The sequence below is a fragment of the Streptomyces hirsutus genome, from assembly GCF_001418415.1.
Lineage (GTDB): Bacteria > Actinomycetota > Actinomycetes > Streptomycetales > Streptomycetaceae > Streptomyces > Streptomyces hirsutus.
The window spans coordinates 1-18,221 of sequence record NZ_LIQT01000171.1; the positions used below are offsets into that span (position 1 = coordinate 1).

Annotated in this window: 20 protein-coding genes; 10 read left to right on the forward strand and 10 right to left on the reverse strand. The window is 70.8% G+C overall.

The window, feature by feature from the left end; translation table 11 throughout:
• Window positions 1-1,114: sensor histidine kinase (locus AOK11_RS13545; RefSeq protein ID WP_055593946.1), on the forward strand; the 1,114-nt coding region annotated here is incomplete at its 5' end.
• Between the two features lie 66 nt (window positions 1,115-1,180).
• Here the strand turns inward: AOK11_RS13545 and AOK11_RS13550 are convergent.
• From AOK11_RS13550 to AOK11_RS13565, 4 genes are all read right to left on the reverse strand, one after another.
• Entirely contained in the window at window positions 1,181-1,657 is a 477-nt protein-coding gene (locus tag AOK11_RS13550; protein WP_055593947.1) for a MarR family winged helix-turn-helix transcriptional regulator, read from the reverse strand.
• A 101-nt stretch (window positions 1,658-1,758) separates the two neighbouring features.
• Window positions 1,759-2,571 (reverse strand): AIM24 family protein, encoded by an 813-nt coding sequence (locus AOK11_RS13555; protein WP_055593948.1) that lies wholly within the window; start codon window positions 2,569-2,571, stop codon window positions 1,759-1,761.
• The gene (locus AOK11_RS13560) at window positions 2,568-3,218 is read right to left on the reverse strand and encodes an AIM24 family protein (RefSeq protein WP_055593949.1); all 651 of its coding nucleotides are present in this window, start codon (window positions 3,216-3,218) and stop codon (window positions 2,568-2,570) included. The genes AOK11_RS13555 and AOK11_RS13560 overlap by 4 nt, the downstream gene beginning before the upstream one ends.
• A gap of 1 nt (window position 3,219) precedes the next feature.
• Complete coding sequence (locus AOK11_RS13565; protein ID WP_055593950.1) at window positions 3,220-3,852, reverse strand: AIM24 family protein; 633 nt, start codon at window positions 3,850-3,852, stop codon at window positions 3,220-3,222.
• 310 nt (window positions 3,853-4,162) lie between these two features.
• Between AOK11_RS13565 and AOK11_RS13570 the strand changes: the two genes are divergently transcribed.
• Window positions 4,163-4,510 (forward strand): DUF3817 domain-containing protein, encoded by a 348-nt coding sequence (locus AOK11_RS13570; protein ID WP_055593951.1) that lies wholly within the window; start codon window positions 4,163-4,165, stop codon window positions 4,508-4,510.
• Window positions 4,507-4,818, forward strand: a complete 312-nt coding sequence (locus AOK11_RS13575) for an MTH1187 family thiamine-binding protein (protein WP_055593952.1) — start codon at window positions 4,507-4,509, stop codon at window positions 4,816-4,818. Before AOK11_RS13570 ends, AOK11_RS13575 begins: the two co-directional genes overlap by 4 nt.
• Before the next feature lie 103 nt (window positions 4,819-4,921).
• Here the strand turns inward: AOK11_RS13575 and AOK11_RS13580 are convergent, their stop codons facing one another.
• From AOK11_RS13580 to AOK11_RS13590, 3 genes are read right to left on the reverse strand one after another with little or no spacing between them, the layout of a single operon-like run.
• Window positions 4,922-5,563, reverse strand: coding sequence for a TetR/AcrR family transcriptional regulator (locus tag AOK11_RS13580; protein ID WP_055593953.1), 642 nt, complete (start codon window positions 5,561-5,563; stop codon window positions 4,922-4,924).
• On the reverse strand, window positions 5,560-6,240 hold the full coding sequence (locus tag AOK11_RS13585) for a DUF4166 domain-containing protein (RefSeq protein WP_055593954.1): 681 nt from the start codon (window positions 6,238-6,240) through the stop codon (window positions 5,560-5,562). Before AOK11_RS13585 ends, AOK11_RS13580 begins: the two co-directional genes overlap by 4 nt.
• A complete protein-coding gene (locus tag AOK11_RS13590) occupies window positions 6,237-6,980 on the reverse strand; it encodes a hypothetical protein (RefSeq protein WP_055593955.1) in 744 nt (247 codons plus the stop codon). Before AOK11_RS13590 ends, AOK11_RS13585 begins: the two co-directional genes overlap by 4 nt.
• A gap of 162 nt (window positions 6,981-7,142) precedes the next feature.
• Between AOK11_RS13590 and AOK11_RS13595 the strand changes: the two genes are divergently transcribed.
• From AOK11_RS13595 to AOK11_RS13605, 3 genes are all read left to right on the forward strand, one after another.
• Window positions 7,143-7,652 (forward strand): MarR family winged helix-turn-helix transcriptional regulator, encoded by a 510-nt coding sequence (locus AOK11_RS13595; protein ID WP_055593956.1) that lies wholly within the window; start codon window positions 7,143-7,145, stop codon window positions 7,650-7,652.
• A 59-nt stretch (window positions 7,653-7,711) separates the two neighbouring features.
• Window positions 7,712-8,050 carry a DUF3817 domain-containing protein gene (locus AOK11_RS13600; RefSeq protein WP_055593957.1) on the forward strand — a complete coding sequence of 113 codons (339 nt, stop codon included), beginning with the start codon at window positions 7,712-7,714 and terminating at the stop codon, window positions 8,048-8,050.
• A 121-nt stretch (window positions 8,051-8,171) separates the two neighbouring features.
• A complete protein-coding gene (locus tag AOK11_RS13605) occupies window positions 8,172-9,872 on the forward strand; it encodes a coenzyme B12-dependent isobutyryl-CoA mutase large subunit (RefSeq protein ID WP_055593958.1) in 1,701 nt (566 codons plus the stop codon).
• 87 nt (window positions 9,873-9,959) lie between these two features.
• Here the strand turns inward: AOK11_RS13605 and AOK11_RS13610 are convergent, their stop codons facing one another.
• Window positions 9,960-10,586, reverse strand: coding sequence for a TetR/AcrR family transcriptional regulator (locus tag AOK11_RS13610; protein ID WP_055593959.1), 627 nt, complete (start codon window positions 10,584-10,586; stop codon window positions 9,960-9,962).
• Between the two features lie 328 nt (window positions 10,587-10,914).
• Between AOK11_RS13610 and AOK11_RS13615 the strand changes: the two genes are divergently transcribed.
• From AOK11_RS13615 to AOK11_RS13630, 4 genes are all read left to right on the forward strand, one after another.
• Window positions 10,915-11,895, forward strand: a complete 981-nt coding sequence (locus AOK11_RS13615) for a tetratricopeptide repeat protein (RefSeq protein ID WP_055593960.1) — start codon at window positions 10,915-10,917, stop codon at window positions 11,893-11,895.
• Window positions 11,896-12,540: 645 nt separating this feature from the next.
• Window positions 12,541-13,182 carry a DUF6230 family protein gene (locus AOK11_RS13620; RefSeq protein ID WP_055593961.1) on the forward strand — a complete coding sequence of 214 codons (642 nt, stop codon included), beginning with the start codon at window positions 12,541-12,543 and terminating at the stop codon, window positions 13,180-13,182.
• Between the two features lie 189 nt (window positions 13,183-13,371).
• Window positions 13,372-13,968, forward strand: coding sequence for a DUF6114 domain-containing protein (locus tag AOK11_RS13625; protein WP_055593962.1), 597 nt, complete (start codon window positions 13,372-13,374; stop codon window positions 13,966-13,968).
• Between the two features lie 4 nt (window positions 13,969-13,972).
• Window positions 13,973-15,328 carry a hypothetical protein gene (locus AOK11_RS13630; RefSeq protein ID WP_055593963.1) on the forward strand — a complete coding sequence of 452 codons (1,356 nt, stop codon included), beginning with the start codon at window positions 13,973-13,975 and terminating at the stop codon, window positions 15,326-15,328.
• Window positions 15,329-15,450: 122 nt separating this feature from the next.
• Here AOK11_RS13630 and pyk read toward each other — a convergent pair whose 3' ends face one another.
• Complete coding sequence (gene pyk / locus AOK11_RS13635) at window positions 15,451-16,878, reverse strand: pyruvate kinase (RefSeq protein WP_055593964.1); 1,428 nt, start codon at window positions 16,876-16,878, stop codon at window positions 15,451-15,453.
• Between the two features lie 73 nt (window positions 16,879-16,951).
• Window positions 16,952-18,169 (reverse strand): acetate kinase, encoded by a 1,218-nt coding sequence (locus tag AOK11_RS13640; protein WP_055593965.1) that lies wholly within the window; start codon window positions 18,167-18,169, stop codon window positions 16,952-16,954.
• Window positions 18,170-18,221: the final 52 nt, after the last annotated feature.

The following is an 18,221-nucleotide window of genomic DNA, read 5'->3' on the forward strand; positions in this document are numbered from 1 at the left end:
CGAGGACGACGAGGACGACGACGAGGACACCGAGACGCCCCGTAGTCAGAGCACGCCGGAGGACGAGGAGTCCGAACCCTCCCTCGCCCCCGGAGAGACCGGCCGGCAGACCACCTTCAGCAGCGGTGCCGCGACCATGGACGACGACACGGCGGACTACCGCTTCGCGGCCGTCGACGTGCAGACCCACGACCGGGGCCTGCTCACCGTCTCCGCGGGCGCCCCGCTGGCCGCCGAGCACAGCGCCGTACGCACCGCGCTGACCGTGATGCTGATCGGCTTCCCGCTGCTGGCGGCGCTGGTCGCCGGGATGACCTGGGTGATCACCGGGCGTGCCCTGCGTCCGGTCGCCGGCATCCGCGAGGAGATGGCCGCGATCACCGCGTCCGAGGACCTCAAGCGCCGGGTCCCGGAACCGGGGACCCACGACGAGATCGCGCGGCTCGCCCGCACCACCAACGAGACGCTCGCCGCCCTGGAGACGTCCGTGGAGCGGCAGCGGCGGTTCGTCGCCGACGCCTCGCACGAGCTGCGCAGCCCGATCGCCTCCCTGCGCACCCAGCTGGAGGTGGCCGCCGCCCACCCCGAACTCCTCGACCTGGACGGCGCCGTCGAGGACACCGTGCGGCTCCAGCACCTCGCCGCCGACCTGCTGCTGCTCGCCCGGCTGGACGCGGGGGAGCGGCCCGTCGACGCGCGGGTCGACCTGGCCGCGCTGGCCCGCGAGGAGGCGGCGGGACGGACGGGGGTGACCGTGGACGTGGAGTCGGCGGAGGTGGCCGGGTCACGGGGGCAGCTGGCCCGGGTGCTCGGCAACCTGCTCGACAACGGACGCCGGCACGCCCGCGAGACGGTCTCGGTGAGCGTGCGGCGGGAGGGCGACCGGGCGGTGCTCGCGGTCGCGGACGACGGCGACGGGGTGGCCGAGGCCGACCGGGAGCGGATCTTCGAGCGGTTCGTCCGGCTGGACGCCGCCCGCAGCCGCGACGACGGCGGGGCCGGTCTGGGTCTCGCCATCGCGCGGGACGTCGCGGTACGGCACGGGGGGACGCTCACGGCCGGTGCGGCCCCCTCGGGCGGAGCCCTGTTCGAACTCCGCCTGCCGCTCGCCTGAGCTCCCTCACCGGCCGGCCGCCTCGGTCCCGTCCCTCAGGGGCGGGGCCGGAGCGGGGGCACCGGGTCAGAAACGCCCGCGTTCTCCGCGCAGGTGTTCCGCGATGGGCTTCAGGGCCTTGTCCAGCTCGCCGAGGGTCTCGGGGGAGAGCAGGTCGATGAAGTGCCGGCGCACCGACGCCACGTGATGGGGCGAGACCTTCTGCATGGTCTCCATGCCGTGGTCGGTGAGGACGGCGAAGAGGCCGCGCCGGTCGGACTCGCAGTTCTTCCGCCGGACCAGGTCCGCGTTCTCCAAACGGGTGACCTGGTGCGAGAGGCGGCTCTTGGACTGGAGGGTGGCGGCGGCGAGGTCGCTCATCCGCATCCGGCGGTCCTCCGACTCGGAGAGGTTCACCAGAATCTCGTAGTCGTTCATTGTCAGGCCGAAGGGCTGCAGATCCTTCTCGAGCTGATACGTCAACAGCCTGTTGACCTCCAGGTGGGTGCGCCAGGCGCACTGCTCCGCATTGGTCAGCCAGCGTGTGGCCGTCTCGGTCTCCATGAATGAAGTCTACCTAAGAAGTTGAAAGACGAACTAGCGAAGGGTTCTCTGTGACGGCGACGGCGTGCACGCGTTCGATGTCACACTCCGCAGACTACCGCTCACAGCCCGAAGCGACGTTGGAGGTCGCCCAGCTGTCCGGGAAGGCGCGGTGCCCCCGCGCCCTGTCCGTGCGCTCCGGACCCCCCGCCGCCGGGTACTCCCGCCTGCTGCGGAGTGGCCCCCGTGGCCTGCTCCGGCATCAGCGACTCGGACGACTGCAGCAGTACGGTGCCGGCCCCGACGAACTCGAACTGGTGCTCCTCGCCGGAGACCCCGCCGAGGCCCGTCAGCGCACGTAGACCGCCCATGACGCCGGTCATGTACCCGTGGTCGTAGTGGTGGCACGGGGAGGGGCAGTCCGCCCACCCGACCAGCGCCTGCGGGTCCACCCGGAGCGGGGGTTCCATGAACACCACAGGGCCGTTCGAGGCGGCCACGAACTTTCCGGTTCCGATGAGCGTCAGGAAACCCGGCACGATCGACTGCTTCAGCGACAGACTTGGCTGAAAAGCGAGCAGATTGCCCGAGCGAATGGTCAGATTGCCGTCCTCGAGGTCATACGCATTCACATCGAACGCCCGGTCGGCGAGGAGCATCTTGCCCGAGCCCTCCGCCACGACCCAGTCGCTCGCGTGCAGAGGCGAATGGAACGACGTACGGACAAGTCGGTCGAGTCGGCCGTGCCCGATGCCGTTGAACTCGATCGTGCCGTAGTAGGCGATCATCTTCCCCTTCTGCAGGAACCACCGGCTCCCGGCGAGCTGCACGCAGAAGGTGTAGTGATCGACGTTGTCGTCGGACGGCAGGGTCGTCGGGTCGAAGACCGTGACGCCGGGCTGCGGACCGGCGCCCGGGGTTCCGTAGGGGCTCACAGCTTCTCCTCCGACGCCTGGACGAACACCGCGCCGCTGCCGCTGAGCTCCAGCTGGAACGCCTCGCCGGAGCCGCGCCCCACCATGTCCCGCCAGCCGAGCGCGGTGGACAGCTTGTTGCGGACGTCGCCGTGATGGGCGACGTAGGCCTGCGGGTCGACGTGGATCGGGCGCTGCGGGGTGATCGGGATCTCGATCACGCCCCCGTGCGCCATGACCGCCACGGAGCCGTGCCCCTTGAGCGTGGTGGTGAACAGGCCCTGCCCGGAGACCTGGCCCCGGACCATGCCCATCACCCCGCCCTGCGAGCCCAGGAACATCGTGCCCTGCTCCAGCGTGCCCTCGAACGCCAGCAGGCGGTCCGCCTCGACGTACAGGGTGTCCCCGGAGAGGTTGATCACCTGGATGTGGTGGCCGCCGTGCCCGAACAGGACCGTGCCGTTGCCCTCGACGGTCATCAGGGGCGTGTCCTCGCCCGCCACCCGCCGGCCGATCATCGACCGGAGCCCGCCCTGGCCGCCCATCGTGTTGGGGGTGAAGCCGACCTCGCCCCGGTAGGCGAGCATCGCGCCGCGCTGGCTGAACAGTCGCTGACCGGGCACCACGGTCGCCTCGACGACCTTCGAGTTGATCTCCTGGAAGGGCATGTCAGACGTCTCCCGCGATCGTGTTCCGCTCGCTGGGCTGGACGTACACCAGCCCGTCGCCCTCGAACCGCATCTGGAACGCCTCGCCGCCGCCCTCCCCGAGCAGTGTGCGGAACGTCACCCCGGACTGGAGGGACTGGCGAAGTCTCCCCTGGTGGGCCACATAGGCGCCGGGGTCGACGGTCAGCGGGTACTGCGGGGCGACCCGGAGGACCACCGCGGGACCGTCCGACATGATCGCCGCCTGGCCGTGGCCCTCGACGGTGGTCGTGAACAGCCCGTTGCCCTGCGAGGCGCCGCGCAGGCCGGTGAACTCGGTTCCCGTGCGCAGGCCGCCGTCGGTCGCCAGCAGGTTGCTCGACTCCACGTAGAGGGTGTCCCCCTGAAGGCCCACCAGATTGATCTCGGAGGCCCGGTCCGCGAACCAGCAGACCCCGCGCCCCTTCACCTCCATCACCGTCATCTGCTCACCGGTCAGCCGCCGGGTCACCATCCCCCGGATGCCGTCCCCGCCGCCGCTGAGCTTCTTGAACGCCATGTCGCCGTCGTACGCGACCATCGAGCCGTTCTTCGCCTTCACGGCGTCCCCGGTCATCTCGACGGCGAGCACCTTGCTGCTCTGGAGTCGGAACATCGCCACGTGTGTGACGTTAACCGCAGCTCCGTCCCCGGAACAGGTCCTGTCGGGGGAGATCCCCCTGACGATCCCCCCAGGGGCCGCGCCGGTCGTGCCGGACACGCCGCCGGCGGGGGAGGGCGGTACGGGCGTGCGAGTGGACGGCCGGCCGTGTCGGACCCGGACCCCCTCCGGTGATCGCGGATGCTGTTTGCCACAATGGGTGAACGCTTGTGCGCGCGTTCACAAAGCGTCAGGCGCAGGACACCGGGCCCCCGGGTCCGGTACGACTCGTAGACACCGCTGTCTCTCCCACCGAAGGTGATCCGTGGACCTCAAGACCGCCAGTGCCCTCCGCCGCCTCCGCCTGGTATCGGGCCCCGAGGCGATCTCGTTCCTGCTGCTGCTCGTGGCCTCGGTCCTGAAGCGGACCACGGAGTTCAACGCCGTCCCGGCGCTGGGCGCGATCCACGGATTCCTCTTCGTCGTGTACGTGCTCTTCTGGGCCGACGCGTGGAACCGCGCCAAGTGGCCCCTGAAGACCGCCGCCTTCTACTTCCTGATGTCGGTCCTGCCCACCGGCGGCTTCTTCGCCGAGCGCCGGCTCAAGCGGGAGACCGAGGACGCGGTGATCGCGTCCCGTGCCCGCAAGGAAGAAGGGGTCGTGGGCGCGTGATCGTCGCCTTCTCCGTGACGCCGCTCGGCGTCGGCGAGGACGTGGGGGAGTACGTCGCCGACGCCGTGCGGGTGGTCCGCGAGTCCGGGCTGCCGAACCGCACCGACGCCATGTTCACCTCGGTCGAGGGCGACTGGGACGAGGTGATGGACGTCGTGAAGCGCGCCGTGGCGGCGGTCGAGGCGCGGGCCCCGCGGGTCTCCCTGGTCCTCAAGGCGGACATCCGGCCCGGGGTCGAGGACGGACTCACCTCCAAGGTCGACACCGTCGAGCGGCACCTGGGCCGGGGCGCGGACGGGAGCGCGTAGTACGGCGAGGGGGCGCGGAGCGTCAGCGGCGCCCCGCGCCCCCGCGCCTCACCCGCGCCTCACCCGCGCCTCACCCGCGCCTCACCCGCGCCTCACCCGTGCCTCACCCGCGCCCGGCCGTGCGGCGCAGGTGATGGCGTACCGCGCGGTGGGCGACCGGGCCGAGGCCGTCCAGGGCGGCGACGAGGATCCCGAGCTGCTCCAGGGCGTCCAGCGCCGCACCCGCCCCCGCCGGATCCACCCCCTCGTACAGTTCGAGGCCCACGAAGGACGCCGCCACCGCGCGGGCGAGTCCGCCGGAGTCGGTGAACTCACCGAACGGGGTTCCGGGCAGCACCCGTTCGAGAACCTTCTCGATTTCCACGATCCACAGCTCGAGCCCCGCCGACGTCGCCGCCTTCAGGCTGTCGTGGGTCTGTGCGCCGGCCAGCAGCTGCCCGAGCAGGGCCACTTGGCCCGCGGCGCGCTCCTCGTCGTGCATCTCCCGCCCGAAGGCGAGGAGTTCCGTGAGGGAGTCGACCTCCGCGAGGCGGGTGCGGTAGCGGGCGACCCGCTGTTCGGCCCCGTGGCGGCAGGCGGCGGAGAGCAGTTCGTCCACCGAGCCGAAATGGTAGAAGACCAGCGCCTGGTTGACCCCGGCCGTCGTCGCGATCGCCCGCGCCGAGGCCTTGGCGATGCCCTGTTCGGCGAGCGTGCGCAGGGCGCCCTCCAGCAGCTTCGTCCTGGTGCTGTCGGCGGGACTCACGCGCGCGGCTCCTCACGGACCGGACGCAGACCGGGGCGCACCCCGCACGCGCGGATGTCGCTGTAGACGGCGGTGAAGGAACCCTCGTAGCCGAAGAGCGGCCCGAAGCGGCGGTTGGTGACGTCGACCCGGATCCGGAAGCGGCCGGCGCGTTCGTCGTAGGACTCGCGCACCTCGGCCCTCGCGCCGATGAGCTCGGGCACGCGCACGTCCACCGGCCCCTCCCGGAAGCGGTGCTCGCCCGAGCGGATCAGCAGGGAACCATCGGGTTCCGCGCGGAGGCGGAGGTCGGTGGCGAGATGCTGGTGGGTGCCGAGGTAGTCGACGATGCGGTCGCCCCGGGGGCCCAGCACCATCTGGGCGTCGAAGCGGCGGGGGCGGCCGGGCAGCCGGAAGATGCGCACGAAGGTCACCGTCTCACGGCCGAAGCCGTCGGTGTACGGCACGTTCTCGATGGTGAAGGGGACGTGCCGGCCCTGCCGGGGGACCAGGATGTGCCGGGTCGCGCCGAGCGCCAGGAACGGCTTCACGAAGGCGCCGCCGTGCCAGACGCGGTCCATCACGCCGTGGCCCGTACAGGCCTCGCCGCTCGTCAGGCCGACGGAGAAGCGGCGTCGCAGCGCGGGGTGGAGGCGGTCGAAGTCGGCGCCCATCACGGTGCGGAAGATCGAGGTCATCGCGGGGTCTCCAGGGTGCGCAGCAGCAGCAGCGGCGGCCGGACCGGGTCCGGCGGGGTGCGCAGACAGCGGCGGGCGGCCGGGGTGCGGGCCGGTGGCGGGACGAGGAGCGCGGCGGCGATCGCCGCCATGAGGAGCAGCGGGGACAGGAAGGCTCCCGCGGAGCCGAGCAGGGCGACCGGCCTCAGGGCGAGGACGGTGCCGGCGGCGGTGATCACCGCCGCCCGGAGCGTCAGGCCCGTCAGCCAGTTGCGGCGGGCGCGCTCGGGGGTGACACCGTGCTCCAGCCAGATCCGCAGCCGGTCGAAGGACCAGGCCGTCGCCCAGCCCATCAGGGGCCGCAGCACCAGCCGGTCCGCGAGCACGCCGACGGCACCCCAGCGGGGCCGGTAGTCGTACCCGGTCAGGAAACGCACTCCGTCCCCGTCGGGGACATAACGCCAATAGCCGCTGCCGTCCGCGAGCAGGGACAGCGGGTGCGGGCAGGAGAAGCGGAGCGCGGAGGTGCGGGTGCCGTCCGGGCGCTCCTTCTCACCGGCCGAGACACCGGTGCCGGCGAGGGTGAGGAACGGCAGCACGCGCGTGGCGTAGCGGAAGTGCTGGGACTCGCCCCCGGTGTGCGGGAGGTGACGGATCTCGGTGAAGCGCAGGTCCCAGCGCCGGTGCTCGGCCGGGTCCTGGGTGCGCGTCCACAGCTCGTCGAGATCCGCGCGGACCCGCGTCTCTCTGTACAGCCTCATGTCGGCCCCCTGCCATCAGCGTGTTTGAGCGAACGCTCAAACGCTGCGACGGGGAGCGTACGTCGTTTTGAGCGAACGCTCAACGGTGGGGTGTCGCGCAGGCCCCGATCGAAGGGCGAGACGGAGCTGACCGGCATATGACCGGCCGGTAGGGTCTGCTGCGTGCCGAAGCCGCTCAGTCTCTCGTTCGATCCCATCGCCCGCGCCGACGAACTCTGGAAGCAGCGCTGGGGGAGCGTGCCGTCCATGGCCGCGATCACCTCGGTCATGCGCGCCCACCAGATCCTGCTGGCCGAGGTCGACGCGGTCGTCAAGCCGTACGGGCTCACCTTCGCGCGCTACGAGGCGCTGGTGCTGCTGACCTTCTCGAAGTCCGGCGAGCTGCCGATGTCCAAGATCGGCGAGCGGCTCATGGTGCACCCCACGTCCGTGACGAACACCGTGGACCGGCTGGTGCGCTCGGGCCTGGTCGACAAGCGCCCCAACCCCAACGACGGCCGCGGCACCCTCGCGAGCATCACCGAAAAGGGCCGCGAGGTCGTCGAGGCGGCCACCCGCGACCTGATGGCGATGGACTTCGGCCTCGGCGCCTACGACGCCGCGGAGTGCACCGAGCTGTTCGCGATGCTCCGGCCGCTGCGCCTCGCCGCCGGGGACTTCGAAGAAGGGTGACCAACGGCACTGGGGGGTCGGACCGGGAGCCGCCGGAAGGGACCGTTACGCTCGGCTTCATGAAGCGAAGCGTGCTGACCCGCTACCGGGTCATGGCCTACGTCACTGGTGTCCTGCTGGTTCTGCTGACCTTCGGAATGGTCGGCAAGTACCTGCTCGACATGGGCGGCGCGGCCGACTTCACGCAGGTCGTCAGCATCGCCCACGGCTGGCTGTACGTCCTGTACCTGATTTTCGCCTTCGACCTCGGCTCCAAGCTGAAGTGGCCGGTCAAGAAGCAGATCTGGGTGCTGCTGGCCGGGACCGTCCCGACGGCCGCGTTCTTCGTCGAGCGCAGGATCTCCCGCGAGCTGGAGCCGGCGGTCGCCGCCGACGCGCCCGCGACCGCCGAGGCGTAACCACCGGGTGTCACCGCGGGGCCCACGGTCCCGCGTCATCGCCGGGCCCTCCCGCCGTACGGAGCAGCGTGCGGCGGCCAGCCATCGACATTTACTAGGACGTCCAAGTAAATTCGAGGGTATGGACGCTGACGCCATCGAGGAGGGCCGCCGTCGCTGGCAGGCCCGGTACGACGCCGCGCGCAAGCGCGACGCAGACTTCACCACGCTCTCCGGCGACCCCGTGGAGCCGGTGTACGGGCCCCGGCCCGGCGACGCCTACGAGGGGTTCGAGCGGATCGGCTGGCCGGGGGAGTACCCCTTCACCCGCGGCCTGTATCCGACCGGCTACCGGGGGCGTACCTGGACGATCCGGCAGTTCGCCGGGTTCGGGAACGCCGAGCAGACCAACGAGCGCTACAAGATGATCCTGGGCAACGGCGGCGGCGGACTGTCCGTCGCCTTCGACATGCCCACGCTCATGGGACGCGACTCCGACGACCCGCGCTCCCTGGGCGAGGTCGGGCACTGCGGGGTGGCCATCGACTCGGCCGCCGACATGGAGGTCCTGTTCAAGGACATCCCGCTCGGGGACGTGACGACCTCGATGACGATCAGCGGGCCGGCCGTGCCCGTCTTCTGCATGTACCTCGTCGCCGCCGAGCGCCAGGGCGTGGACCCCGCCGTGCTCAACGGCACGCTGCAGACGGACATCTTCAAGGAGTACATCGCCCAGAAGGAGTGGCTCTTCCAGCCCGAGCCGCATCTGCGCCTCATCGGCGACCTGATGGAGCACTGCGCGGCCGGCATCCCCGCCTACAAGCCGCTCTCCGTCTCCGGCTACCACATCCGCGAGGCCGGGTCGACGGCCGCCCAGGAGCTGGCGTACACGCTCGCGGACGGCTTCGGGTACGTGGAACTGGGACTCAGCCGCGGACTCGACGTGGACGTGTTCGCCCCCGGCCTGTCCTTCTTCTTCGACGCACACCTCGACTTCTTCGAGGAGATCGCCAAGTTCCGCGCCGCGCGCCGCATCTGGGCCCGCTGGATGCGGGACGTGTACGGCGCCAGGAGCGAGAAGGCGCAGTGGCTGCGGTTCCACACCCAGACCGCGGGCGTCTCGCTGACCGCCCAGCAGCCGTACAACAACGTCGTGCGCACCGCCGTCGAGGCGCTCGCCGCCGTGCTCGGCGGGACCAACTCCCTGCACACCAACGCCCTGGACGAGACGCTCGCGCTGCCCAGCGAGCAGGCCGCCGAGATCGCCCTGCGCACCCAGCAGGTGCTCATGGAGGAGACCGGCGTCGCCAACGTGGCCGATCCGCTCGGCGGTTCCTGGTTCGTCGAACAGCTGACGGACCGGATCGAGGCGGACGCGGAGAGGATCTTCGAGCAGATCAAGGAGCGGGGCCTGCGCGCCCACCCCGACGGGCAGCACCCGATCGGCCCCATCACCTCCGGGATCCTGCGCGGCATCGAGGACGGCTGGTTCACCGGCGAGATCGCCGAGGCGGCGTTCCGCTACCAGCAGTCCCTGGAGAAGGACGACAAGAAGGTCGTCGGCGTCAACGTCCACACCGGCTCGGTCACCGGAGACCTGGAGATCCTGCGGGTCAGCCACGAGGTGGAACGCGAGCAGGTGCGCACCCTCGGCGAGCGCAAGGCCGCCCGCGACGACACGGCGGTGCGCACGGCCCTGACCGCCATGCTCGACGCGGCCCGCTCCGGCGCCAACATGATCGGGCCGATGCTGGACGCCGTGCGCGCCGAGGCCACCCTGGGCGAGATCTGCGACGCGCTGCGGGACGAGTGGGGGGTGTACACGGAGCCCCCGGGCTTCTGACCGGACGACCGAACGGACGGGTGGCCGGACGGACGGCGGGACGGCCGAACGGCGCACGGACCCGGCCCGGCGGCGGGGCGTCTCCCGCTACGGGCCGGTGCCGGCCGTGACCAGGCCCGACAGCAGGACCCGGGTGAAACCGTGCAGCCACTCCTCGTCCACCGGCTGTCCGCTGACCAGCGTGCGGTGCACCACCGCACCGGCCACCATGTCGAAGATCAGGCCCACGGTGCGGGCCGCCTCGTCCGGATCCGGCTCGGGCGGCAGCTCGCCCCGGTGCTGGGCGCGCGCCCGGCCGGTGTGGACCAGGCGCTTCTGCCGCTCGACGATCGAGACGCGGATGCGTTCGCGCAGCGCCTCGTCGAGGGTGGACTCCGCGACCACCGCCATCAGCCCGCTTCTGGCCTCCGGGCGGGACAGCAGCGCCGCGAACTGCAGGACCACGCCCTCGACGTCCGCGGCGAGGCTGCCGCGGTCGGGGAGTTCGAGTTCGTCGAAGAGCTCGGCGACCGCGTCCACGACCAGTTCGTTCTTGCCCGCCCAGCGCCGGTAGAGGGTCGTCTTGGCGACCCCCGCGCGGCTCGCGACGTCGCCCAGAGTGAGCTTGGACCACCCCAGCTCGACCAGCGCCTCCCGCGTCGCGGCCAGGATCGCGGCGTCGGCGGCGGCACTGCGCGGGCGTCCGGTGCGGCTGGCGGGCGTGCGGCTCTGCATCGCACGACCATAACCGGCCTCCCTGTGCGCGCTCCCGTGACCGCGCGCCCGTGCGTTCCCGCGTACCCGTGCCCGCCCGCGTACCCGTGCCCGCCCGGGTTCCCGTGAGGGAGATCACCGGGGCGGGCCGTCCCGTACGCCCCGCCCCGTATTACGCTACGGCTCGTAGCGAAAGCGTGGGGTCACTCGGAGGCCGACGCGCTCGAGCGACGACCACCGGCGTGGGGTGGGGACCCGACGCCCGACAGTACGGCGACCAACAACACCCGGACATCCGGGTTTTCGGGCGCTTTTCACAGACACGCGGGGTACGGGGGAGGATAGACGCATGCAGCCACGGAACATGTCCATGAGCGGAGTCGTCGACCTCGCCGCGGTGAAGGCGGCCCAAGAGGCCAAGACGAAGGCGGAGCAGGCCCGCGCGGAAGCGGTCCGGCAGGGTGGCGGGGGCGCCGTCTCCCCGGCCGACCTCGTCATCGACGTCGACGAAGCCGGCTTCGAGAGCGACATTCTGCAGCGGTCCGCCGAGGTCCCGGTCGTCATCGACTTCTGGGCCGAGTGGTGCGAGCCCTGCAAGCAGTTGAGCCCCGTCCTGGAGCGGCTCGCCGTCGAGTACAACGGGCGCTTCCTCCTCGCCAAGATCGACGTCGACGCCAACCAGATGCTGATGCAGCAGTTCGGGATCCAGGGGATCCCGGCGGTCTTCGCGGTGGTGGCCGGACAGGCGCTGCCGCTCTTCCAGGGCGCCGCGGGCGAGGCGCAGATCCGCCAGACCCTGGACCAGTTGGTGCAGGTCGCCGAGGAGCGTTTCGGTCTGACCGGACTCACCGTCGACCCCGACGCCGTGCCCGGGGGCGGCGGTGCCGCCCCGGAGGCCGAGGAGCCCGTCGGCCCGTACGACGCCCTGCTCGAGGCCGCGGTGCAGGCGCTGGACGCCGGTGACCTGGGCGGTGCGATCCAGGCCTACAAGAACGTGCTCACCGACGACCCGGGCAACCCGGAGGCCCAGCTGGGTCTCGCCCAGGCCGAACTGCTCCACCGGGTGCAGGGTCTGGACCCGCAGCAGGTGCGTGCGAACGCCGCCGGAAACCCCAAGGACGTCGAGGCGCAGATCACCGCCGCCGACCTGGACCTGGTGGGCGGTCATGTCGAGGACGCCTTCGGCCGGCTCATCGAGACGGTGGGGCGTACGGCGGGCGACGACCGCGATGCCGTACGGGTGCGGCTGCTGGAGCTGTTCGAGGTGGTCGGGGCCGACGACCCGCGGGTCGTCGCCGCGCGCCGGGCGCTGGCGCGCGCCCTGTTCTGAACGGGGCGGGCACCTGGTTTCCGGTCGCCGAAAGGCGGTTTCCGGACGAGTGATGCCCCGGTGAAGGAATGGCCGACGGAGGCCGATGCGGCCGCGCTTTGCCAAAACTTGGCAATCGCGGCCGCTGTTACTGCGAGTAAGTCACCCGCGGTGGTCTGTCGGATTCTGTCCACCGATCAACTGCTTTGCGGACCCCCTCCAGGGCACCCAGGGTCGCCGTCCGGTGCCGGCGGGTCGCCCCTCGGTCATCCGGTCGTTACTGGCAAGTAATGAAGCCCCTTGTGCGGGCGGCGAGAATGCACCACGATCGGCGACGCTCGGTCCCTTGCCCGTGCCCGACATCCGGTCGGGACGCGGGCGCTCCTGGGTCCCCACCGAGCGGAACCGGTGGCAGTGGAGCCGGTTCTTGGACAGGGGGGTCTTCGCCCGTCCGGCGAAGCCTGTCCGGCAGGTTGTGCGTGATGTGTGTCAGGCGCGACCAGTGGTTGTCGCTCGGGGGTGATCGCCGGTGATTCGGGCGCTTCGTGCGCTGCCGAGCGCGGCGCTCTCCTTCCCGAGGACGTAGTGCTTCTCCCATCCCTGCCCGGCCGTTCGCCGACTGGCGGTGCGTCGGAGCAGGAGATGTACGTCCGAGAAGGAGGAAATATGGAGTCCCAGGTGCGTGGCGGGACGAGATGGAAGCGGTTCGCCGTGGTCATGGTGCCCAGTGTGGTCGCCACGGCCGCGGTGGGCATCGGCCTGGCGCAGGGCGCCCTCGCGGCGTCGTTCAGCGTCTCCGGCCAGCAGTTCAAGGTGACGGCCGATCACCTGCACGGTGAGGGCTTCGCCCAGTACGGCGGCATCGACACCGTCTACACGTCGACCAAGGGCGACAAGAAGACGCAGGTCCCGGTCGCTATATCGTCGTTCGACGACGCGACCATCACCAGGATGTGCCAGTCGGTCAAGACGGAGGTCCCCCTCGTAGGGACGGTCTACCTTCGTCTCGAGGCGGGCAACGACAAGAAGAACCCGGTCGTGGCCAAGAACCTCTACATCGACGTCGCTCAGCTCGACGCCGACGCGGAGTTCAAGAACATCGACATCGGTGTCGCGATCAAGGACAAGACGCGCGGCCCCGCGAACAAGGACGGGGCCACCACTCTGCCGGGCGGCTTCGCCCAGCAGGCGGAGTCGGCCGACCTCTACGGGGTCAAGCAGACGGCGTGGGCGACCACGGCCGGTACGTTCAAGCTCAGCGGTCTGAAGATGCGTCTGGGCGGGGACCCCAAGATGGAGTGCTACTGACGGTCTCCGCTCCGGAGACGTCCTCGGCCGGCTGAGCGGCCGAGTGGGGCGGAGAAGCTTCGCTTCTCCGCCCCGCACACCCAGCCCGGTGCTTCGTACCCGGGCGTTCGCACAGACTCAGACCTTCCGGCTTCTCCACCCCCAGGCCGAGCCGGTAGGTAACTTCACCGGACCAGGGAGCTGTATTCCATGAGTGCCGAGACTCCGGTCCAGAGCACCGGGACTTTCACCCGGCTGCGTCTGCGATTCCGTGACTGGCGGGGCCACCGGCCTTTCTGGGCGGGCTTGTTCACCCTGCTCGGCGGGGTGCCCATCGCCTACTTCCCCTATGCCACGCTGCAGCTGGGCCACATGTCGCTCGCCATGGCGACGACCGCCGGCGCGGGCTCTCTGATCATCGGTGTCCTGCTGATCACGCTGGGTCTGACCATGTGGTTCCAGCAGGCCACCCGGATCTTCGCCGGTGTGGCGTCGATCCTTCTGGCCCTGGTGTCCCTCGTGGTCTCCAACATAGGTGGCTTCGTCGTCGGCTACCTGCTCGCGATGATCGGCGGTGCGCTGTCCCTCGCCTGGGTGCCGGACAAGCCGCAGACCGAGCCGGGCGGGCGCTGGAAGTTCTTCGGCGGGCCGTCCGGCAACGGTGCTCGCAAGGACGTTCCCCGGGGCACGCCCGAGGGCACCGCGGGCGAGGCGGGGCGGCAGCACCCTCCGTACGAGGCCGGCGACCTCGGGGAGGCGGACGACGCCCGGACCGAGGACCGTGACAGGGGCCACCGTGTCAGCTGACGAGATGCGAGACCGGAGCGTCGCCGCGGCCCTGACCCCGGACAGAAGAGGGCCGCGCCACGCGGCCCCCCGGAAGCCGCTGTTCACCAGGTTCCACATGCCGGCCGGGAAGGCGATCGCCCTCGCGGCGATGCCGACCGCGGTCCTGATGGGCATGGGGTTCACGCCGACGCTGGCCCAGGCCGACGAGCAGCCGAAGTCCAGGAGCCTGACCGCCGACGAGTACAAGGACTGCTTGGCAGTGCTGGAGGACACCGAGGAGAACGCGTCCTCCTCGGCCGGCCCGTCCGCGTCGGCGAGCGACACGGCCTCCCCGGACGAGGAGGTTCCCGCCACGGAACCGGACCCCTCGTCCTCCGCCGGCGGCGACGCGGCCGAGGACTCCGGTACGGACGCGGGCACGGACAAGAACTCCTCCTCCAAGAATTCGTCCTCTTCGCCGAATTCAGGTTCTGACGACGAGGACGGCAAGGACGAGGCCGCGCCCGCCACCTCCGAAGCCTCCGGCGACGACGGGGCCGAGGAGCCCGAGCCGTCCCCCTCGGAGACCGACCGCAACGCGCTGGAGAAGGTCGGCGACGCCCTCACCGACCTCTTCACCCCGAAGGACAAGAAGACCGACGAGGCGGCCGCGAGCCCCACCCCGTCGGCCTCCGCGTCCGCCGCGGGCAGCTCCACCGAGGACGAGGCGGACACGGCGGAGGAGACCACCGGGAAGAACGCCGAAGCCGCCGGGGGCGCCGCCGAGGAGCCCGCCGGCACCGCGGACGAGGCAGCCGGGAAGGCGGAGGAGGCGGAGGAGCCCGCCGCGGAGGCCGACGAGGCCACCGCGACCCCGGAGGCCACCGCCTCGCCGAGCCCGTCCGCGAGCGCCACGACCGACGTCGACGACTGCCCGGTCGCCACCGACGCCGAGGGCGGAGTCGACAACGAGATCCTGCTGCCCGAGGACCCGTGGTTCCTGAACGCCAGCTCGCTGACGCTGAAGGGCGCCGACTACCAGGGCATCGTCGAGGTGCGGACCGCGAGCGGCAAGACCAAGAAGGTCCTGAAGTACGTCGTCTCCAACGGCACCGACATCGGCGACCTGCACCAGACGGTCGAGGACAAGCAGTCCGGCAGGACCCACCACGTGCAGGCGGCCAAGGGGTCGACGTCCACCATCCGCGACGGCGACACCGTGATGTACACGGAGAGCATCTCGGGCAAGCTGCTCGGGCTGATACCGGTCACCTTCGACCCGGAGAACCCGCCGCCGCTCAACATCCCCCTGATCTACTTCACGGATGTGACGGTCCAGCAGGCCGGCCAGTTCGGCGGAACACTGCACATACCCGGGCTGCGCCAGTACATCGACTGAGTGCCGGCCGGGACATCCGGCCGAGCACCCGTGACATCCGTTCCGTGAGCCGCGGAAAACACCGAGGGCGCCCCCTGTTCTCCCAGGGGGCGCCCTCGGCGTCCGTGCACGCGCGGTCCGGGTCAGCCGGTGGGGCCGCCCATGTGGTGGACGCGGACCATGTTGGTGGTGCCGGGGACGCCGGGCGGGGAGCCGGCGGTGATCACCACGATGTCGCCCTCGTCGAAGCGGTGCAGCCGGACCAGCTCCTGCTGGACCAGGTCGACCATCTCGTCCGTGCTGTTCACGAACGGCACGACGTACGGCTCCACGCCCCAGCTGAGCGTGAGCTGGTTGCGGGTGTATTCGTCCGTGGTGAACGCCAGGATCGGCTGGATGGCGCGGTAGCGGGACAGCCGGCGGGCGGTGTCGCCGGACTGGGTGAAGGCCACCAGGCCCTTGCCGCCGAGGAAGTCGGCGATCTCGGCGGCGGCACGGGCCACCGAACCGCCCTGCGTGCGCGGCTTCTTGCCGGGCACCAGCGGCTGCAGGCCCTTGGACAGCAGCTCCTGCTCGGCCGCCTGGACGATCTTCGACATCGTCCGCACGGTCTCGATCGGGTACGCGCCCACGCTCGACTCGGCCGACAGCATGACCGCGTCCGCGCCGTCCAGGATCGCGTTGGCCACGTCGGAGGCCTCGGCGCGGGTCGGACGGGAGTTGGTGATCATCGACTCCATCATCTGGGTCGCCACGATCACCGGCTTCGCGTTGCGCCGGCAGAGCTCGATCAGGCGCTTCTGCACCATCGGGACCTTCTCGAGCGGATACTCGACGGCGAGGTCGCCGCGGGCGACCATCACACCGTCGAACGCCATCACGACGTCCTCCATGTTCTCCACCGCCTGCGGCTTCTCCACCTTGGCGATGACGGGCACCCGGCGGCCCTCCTCGTCCATCACGCGGTGGACGTCGGCGACGTCCTTGGCGTCCCGGACGAAGGACAGGGCGACCATGTCGCAGCCCATGCGCAGCGCGAACCGCAGGTCCTCGACGTCCTTCTCGGACAGCGCTGGCACGTTCACGGCCGTGCCGGGCAGGTTGATGCCCTTGTGGTCGGAGATGACGCCGCCCTCGATGACGATCGTCCTGACCCGGCAGCCCTCGACGTCCAGCACCTTCAGCTCGACGTTGCCGTCGTTGATCAGCACCTGGTCGCCGCGGGAGACGTCACCGGGCAGGCCCTTGTAGGTCGTCCCGCAGATCGTCCGGTCGCCCGGGACGTCCTCGGTGGTGATGGTGAACTCGTCACCGCGTACCAGCTCGACGGGACCCTCGGCGAAGGTCTCCAGCCGGATCTTCGGGCCCTGGAGGTCGGCGAGGACGCCGATGGCCCTGCCCGTCTCCTTGGCGGCGGCACGGACCCTCTCGTACCGGCCCTGGTGCTCGGCGTGCGAGCCGTGGCTGAAGTTGAAGCGGGCCACGTTCATGCCGGCTTCGATCAGGGCGACGAGCTGCTCGTGGGAGTCGACCGCGGGGCCGAGAGTACAGACGATTTTGGAACGGCGCATGGGGCGATCCTATCGGTTTGTTTCGCTCCGGAATATTCCGTCTGGCGGAAGGTACACATGAGGAAGCGACTGCTCAATTGCGCTTTCCGACCAGTGCATAGGTCTGTGTGGCGATCTCCATTTCCTCGTCCGTCGGTACCACGGCGACCGCGACCCGCGCACCCTCGGGCGAGACGAGCCGCGGTCCGGTGCCGCGCGCGCCGTTGCGCTCGGCGTCGACCTCCAGGCCCAGCCCCGCCAGGCCCGCCACGGCGGCCTCCCGCACCGGTGCGGCGTTCTCGCCGACCCCGGCGGTGAACGCCACCGCGTCCACCCGGCCGAGAACGGCGTAATAGGCGCCGATGTACTTCTTCAGACGGTGAATGTAGATGTCGAACGCGAGCTTCGCCTCTTCGTCGCCCGCGTCGACCCGGCGGCGGATCTCACGCATGTCGTTGTCACCGCACAGGCCGACCAGACCGCTCTTCTTGTTGAGAAGAGTGTCGATCTCGTCGACGGACATTCCGCCAACGCGCGTCAAATGGAAGATGACGGCGGGATCCACGTCTCCCGACCGGGTACCCATCACGAGCCCTTCCAAGGGCGTCAGCCCCATCGAGGTGTCCACGCACCTTCCGCCCCGCACCGCCGAGGCCGACGCCCCGTTGCCCAGGTGCAGCACGATGACGTTCACGTCCTCGGGCGCCTTCCCGAGCAGCCGGGCCGTCCGACGGGACACGTACGCGTGCGAGGTGCCGTGGAAGCCGTAGCGGCGGACCCGGTGCTCGTCGGCGGTCCGCACGTCGATCGCGTAGCGGGCGGCCGACTCCGGCATCGTGGTGTGGAAGGAGGTGTCGAAGACGGCGACCTGCGGCAGGTCCGGGCGCAGCGCCATCGCGGTGCGGATGCCCGTCAGGTTGGCCGGGTTGTGCAGCGGGGCGACCGGGATGAGCCGCTCGATCTCGGCGAGGACCGCTTCGTCGATGACGGTCGGCTCGGTGAAGTGCATCCCGCCGTGCACCACCCGGTGCCCGATCGCGGCCAGCTCGGGGGAGTCCAGCCCCAAGCCGTCGGCGGCCAGCTCGTCGGCCATCGCCTTCAGGGCGGCCTCGTGGTCCGCGACCGGTCCGGTCCGCTCCCTGGGCTCGCCCGAGGCCGACGGCGTGTGCCGTACCAGCGAGGTCCGCTCGCCGATCCGCTCGACCAGGCCGGACGCGAGCCGACTGCTGTCGCTCATGTCCAGCAGCTGGTACTTCACCGACGAGGAACCGGAGTTGAGGACGAGGACTCGAGAAGGAGGGGCCGAGCGCAGCTCGTCGGGTAGGGCGGTGGCGGGTGACGGGTGGGAAGGAGGGGCCGAGCGC

Excerpts from the sequence above, each read along its gene's own strand:
- AOK11_RS13550 (WP_055593947.1), bottom strand. The coding sequence starts at position 1,657 with ATGGAGACCGAGACGGCCACACGCTGGCTGACCAATGCGGAGCAGTGC.
- AOK11_RS13560 (WP_055593949.1), bottom strand. The coding sequence starts at position 3,218 with ATGCCCTTCCAGGAGATCAACTCGAAGGTCGTCGAGGCGACCGTGGTG.
- AOK11_RS13565 (WP_055593950.1), bottom strand. The coding sequence starts at position 3,852 with ATGTTCCGACTCCAGAGCAGCAAGGTGCTCGCCGTCGAGATGACCGGG.
- AOK11_RS13585 (WP_055593954.1), bottom strand. The coding sequence starts at position 6,240 with ATGACCTCGATCTTCCGCACCGTGATGGGCGCCGACTTCGACCGCCTC.
- AOK11_RS13590 (WP_055593955.1), bottom strand. The coding sequence starts at position 6,980 with ATGAGGCTGTACAGAGAGACGCGGGTCCGCGCGGATCTCGACGAGCTG.
- AOK11_RS13600 (WP_055593957.1), top strand. The coding sequence starts at position 7,712 with ATGAAGCGAAGCGTGCTGACCCGCTACCGGGTCATGGCCTACGTCACT.
- AOK11_RS13605 (WP_055593958.1), top strand. The coding sequence starts at position 8,172 with ATGGACGCTGACGCCATCGAGGAGGGCCGCCGTCGCTGGCAGGCCCGG.
- AOK11_RS13610 (WP_055593959.1), bottom strand. The coding sequence starts at position 10,586 with ATGCAGAGCCGCACGCCCGCCAGCCGCACCGGACGCCCGCGCAGTGCC.
- AOK11_RS13615 (WP_055593960.1), top strand. The coding sequence starts at position 10,915 with ATGCAGCCACGGAACATGTCCATGAGCGGAGTCGTCGACCTCGCCGCG.
- AOK11_RS13620 (WP_055593961.1), top strand. The coding sequence starts at position 12,541 with ATGGAGTCCCAGGTGCGTGGCGGGACGAGATGGAAGCGGTTCGCCGTG.
- AOK11_RS13625 (WP_055593962.1), top strand. The coding sequence starts at position 13,372 with ATGAGTGCCGAGACTCCGGTCCAGAGCACCGGGACTTTCACCCGGCTG.
- AOK11_RS13630 (WP_055593963.1), top strand. The coding sequence starts at position 13,973 with ATGCGAGACCGGAGCGTCGCCGCGGCCCTGACCCCGGACAGAAGAGGG.
- pyk (WP_055593964.1), bottom strand. The coding sequence starts at position 16,878 with ATGCGCCGTTCCAAAATCGTCTGTACTCTCGGCCCCGCGGTCGACTCC.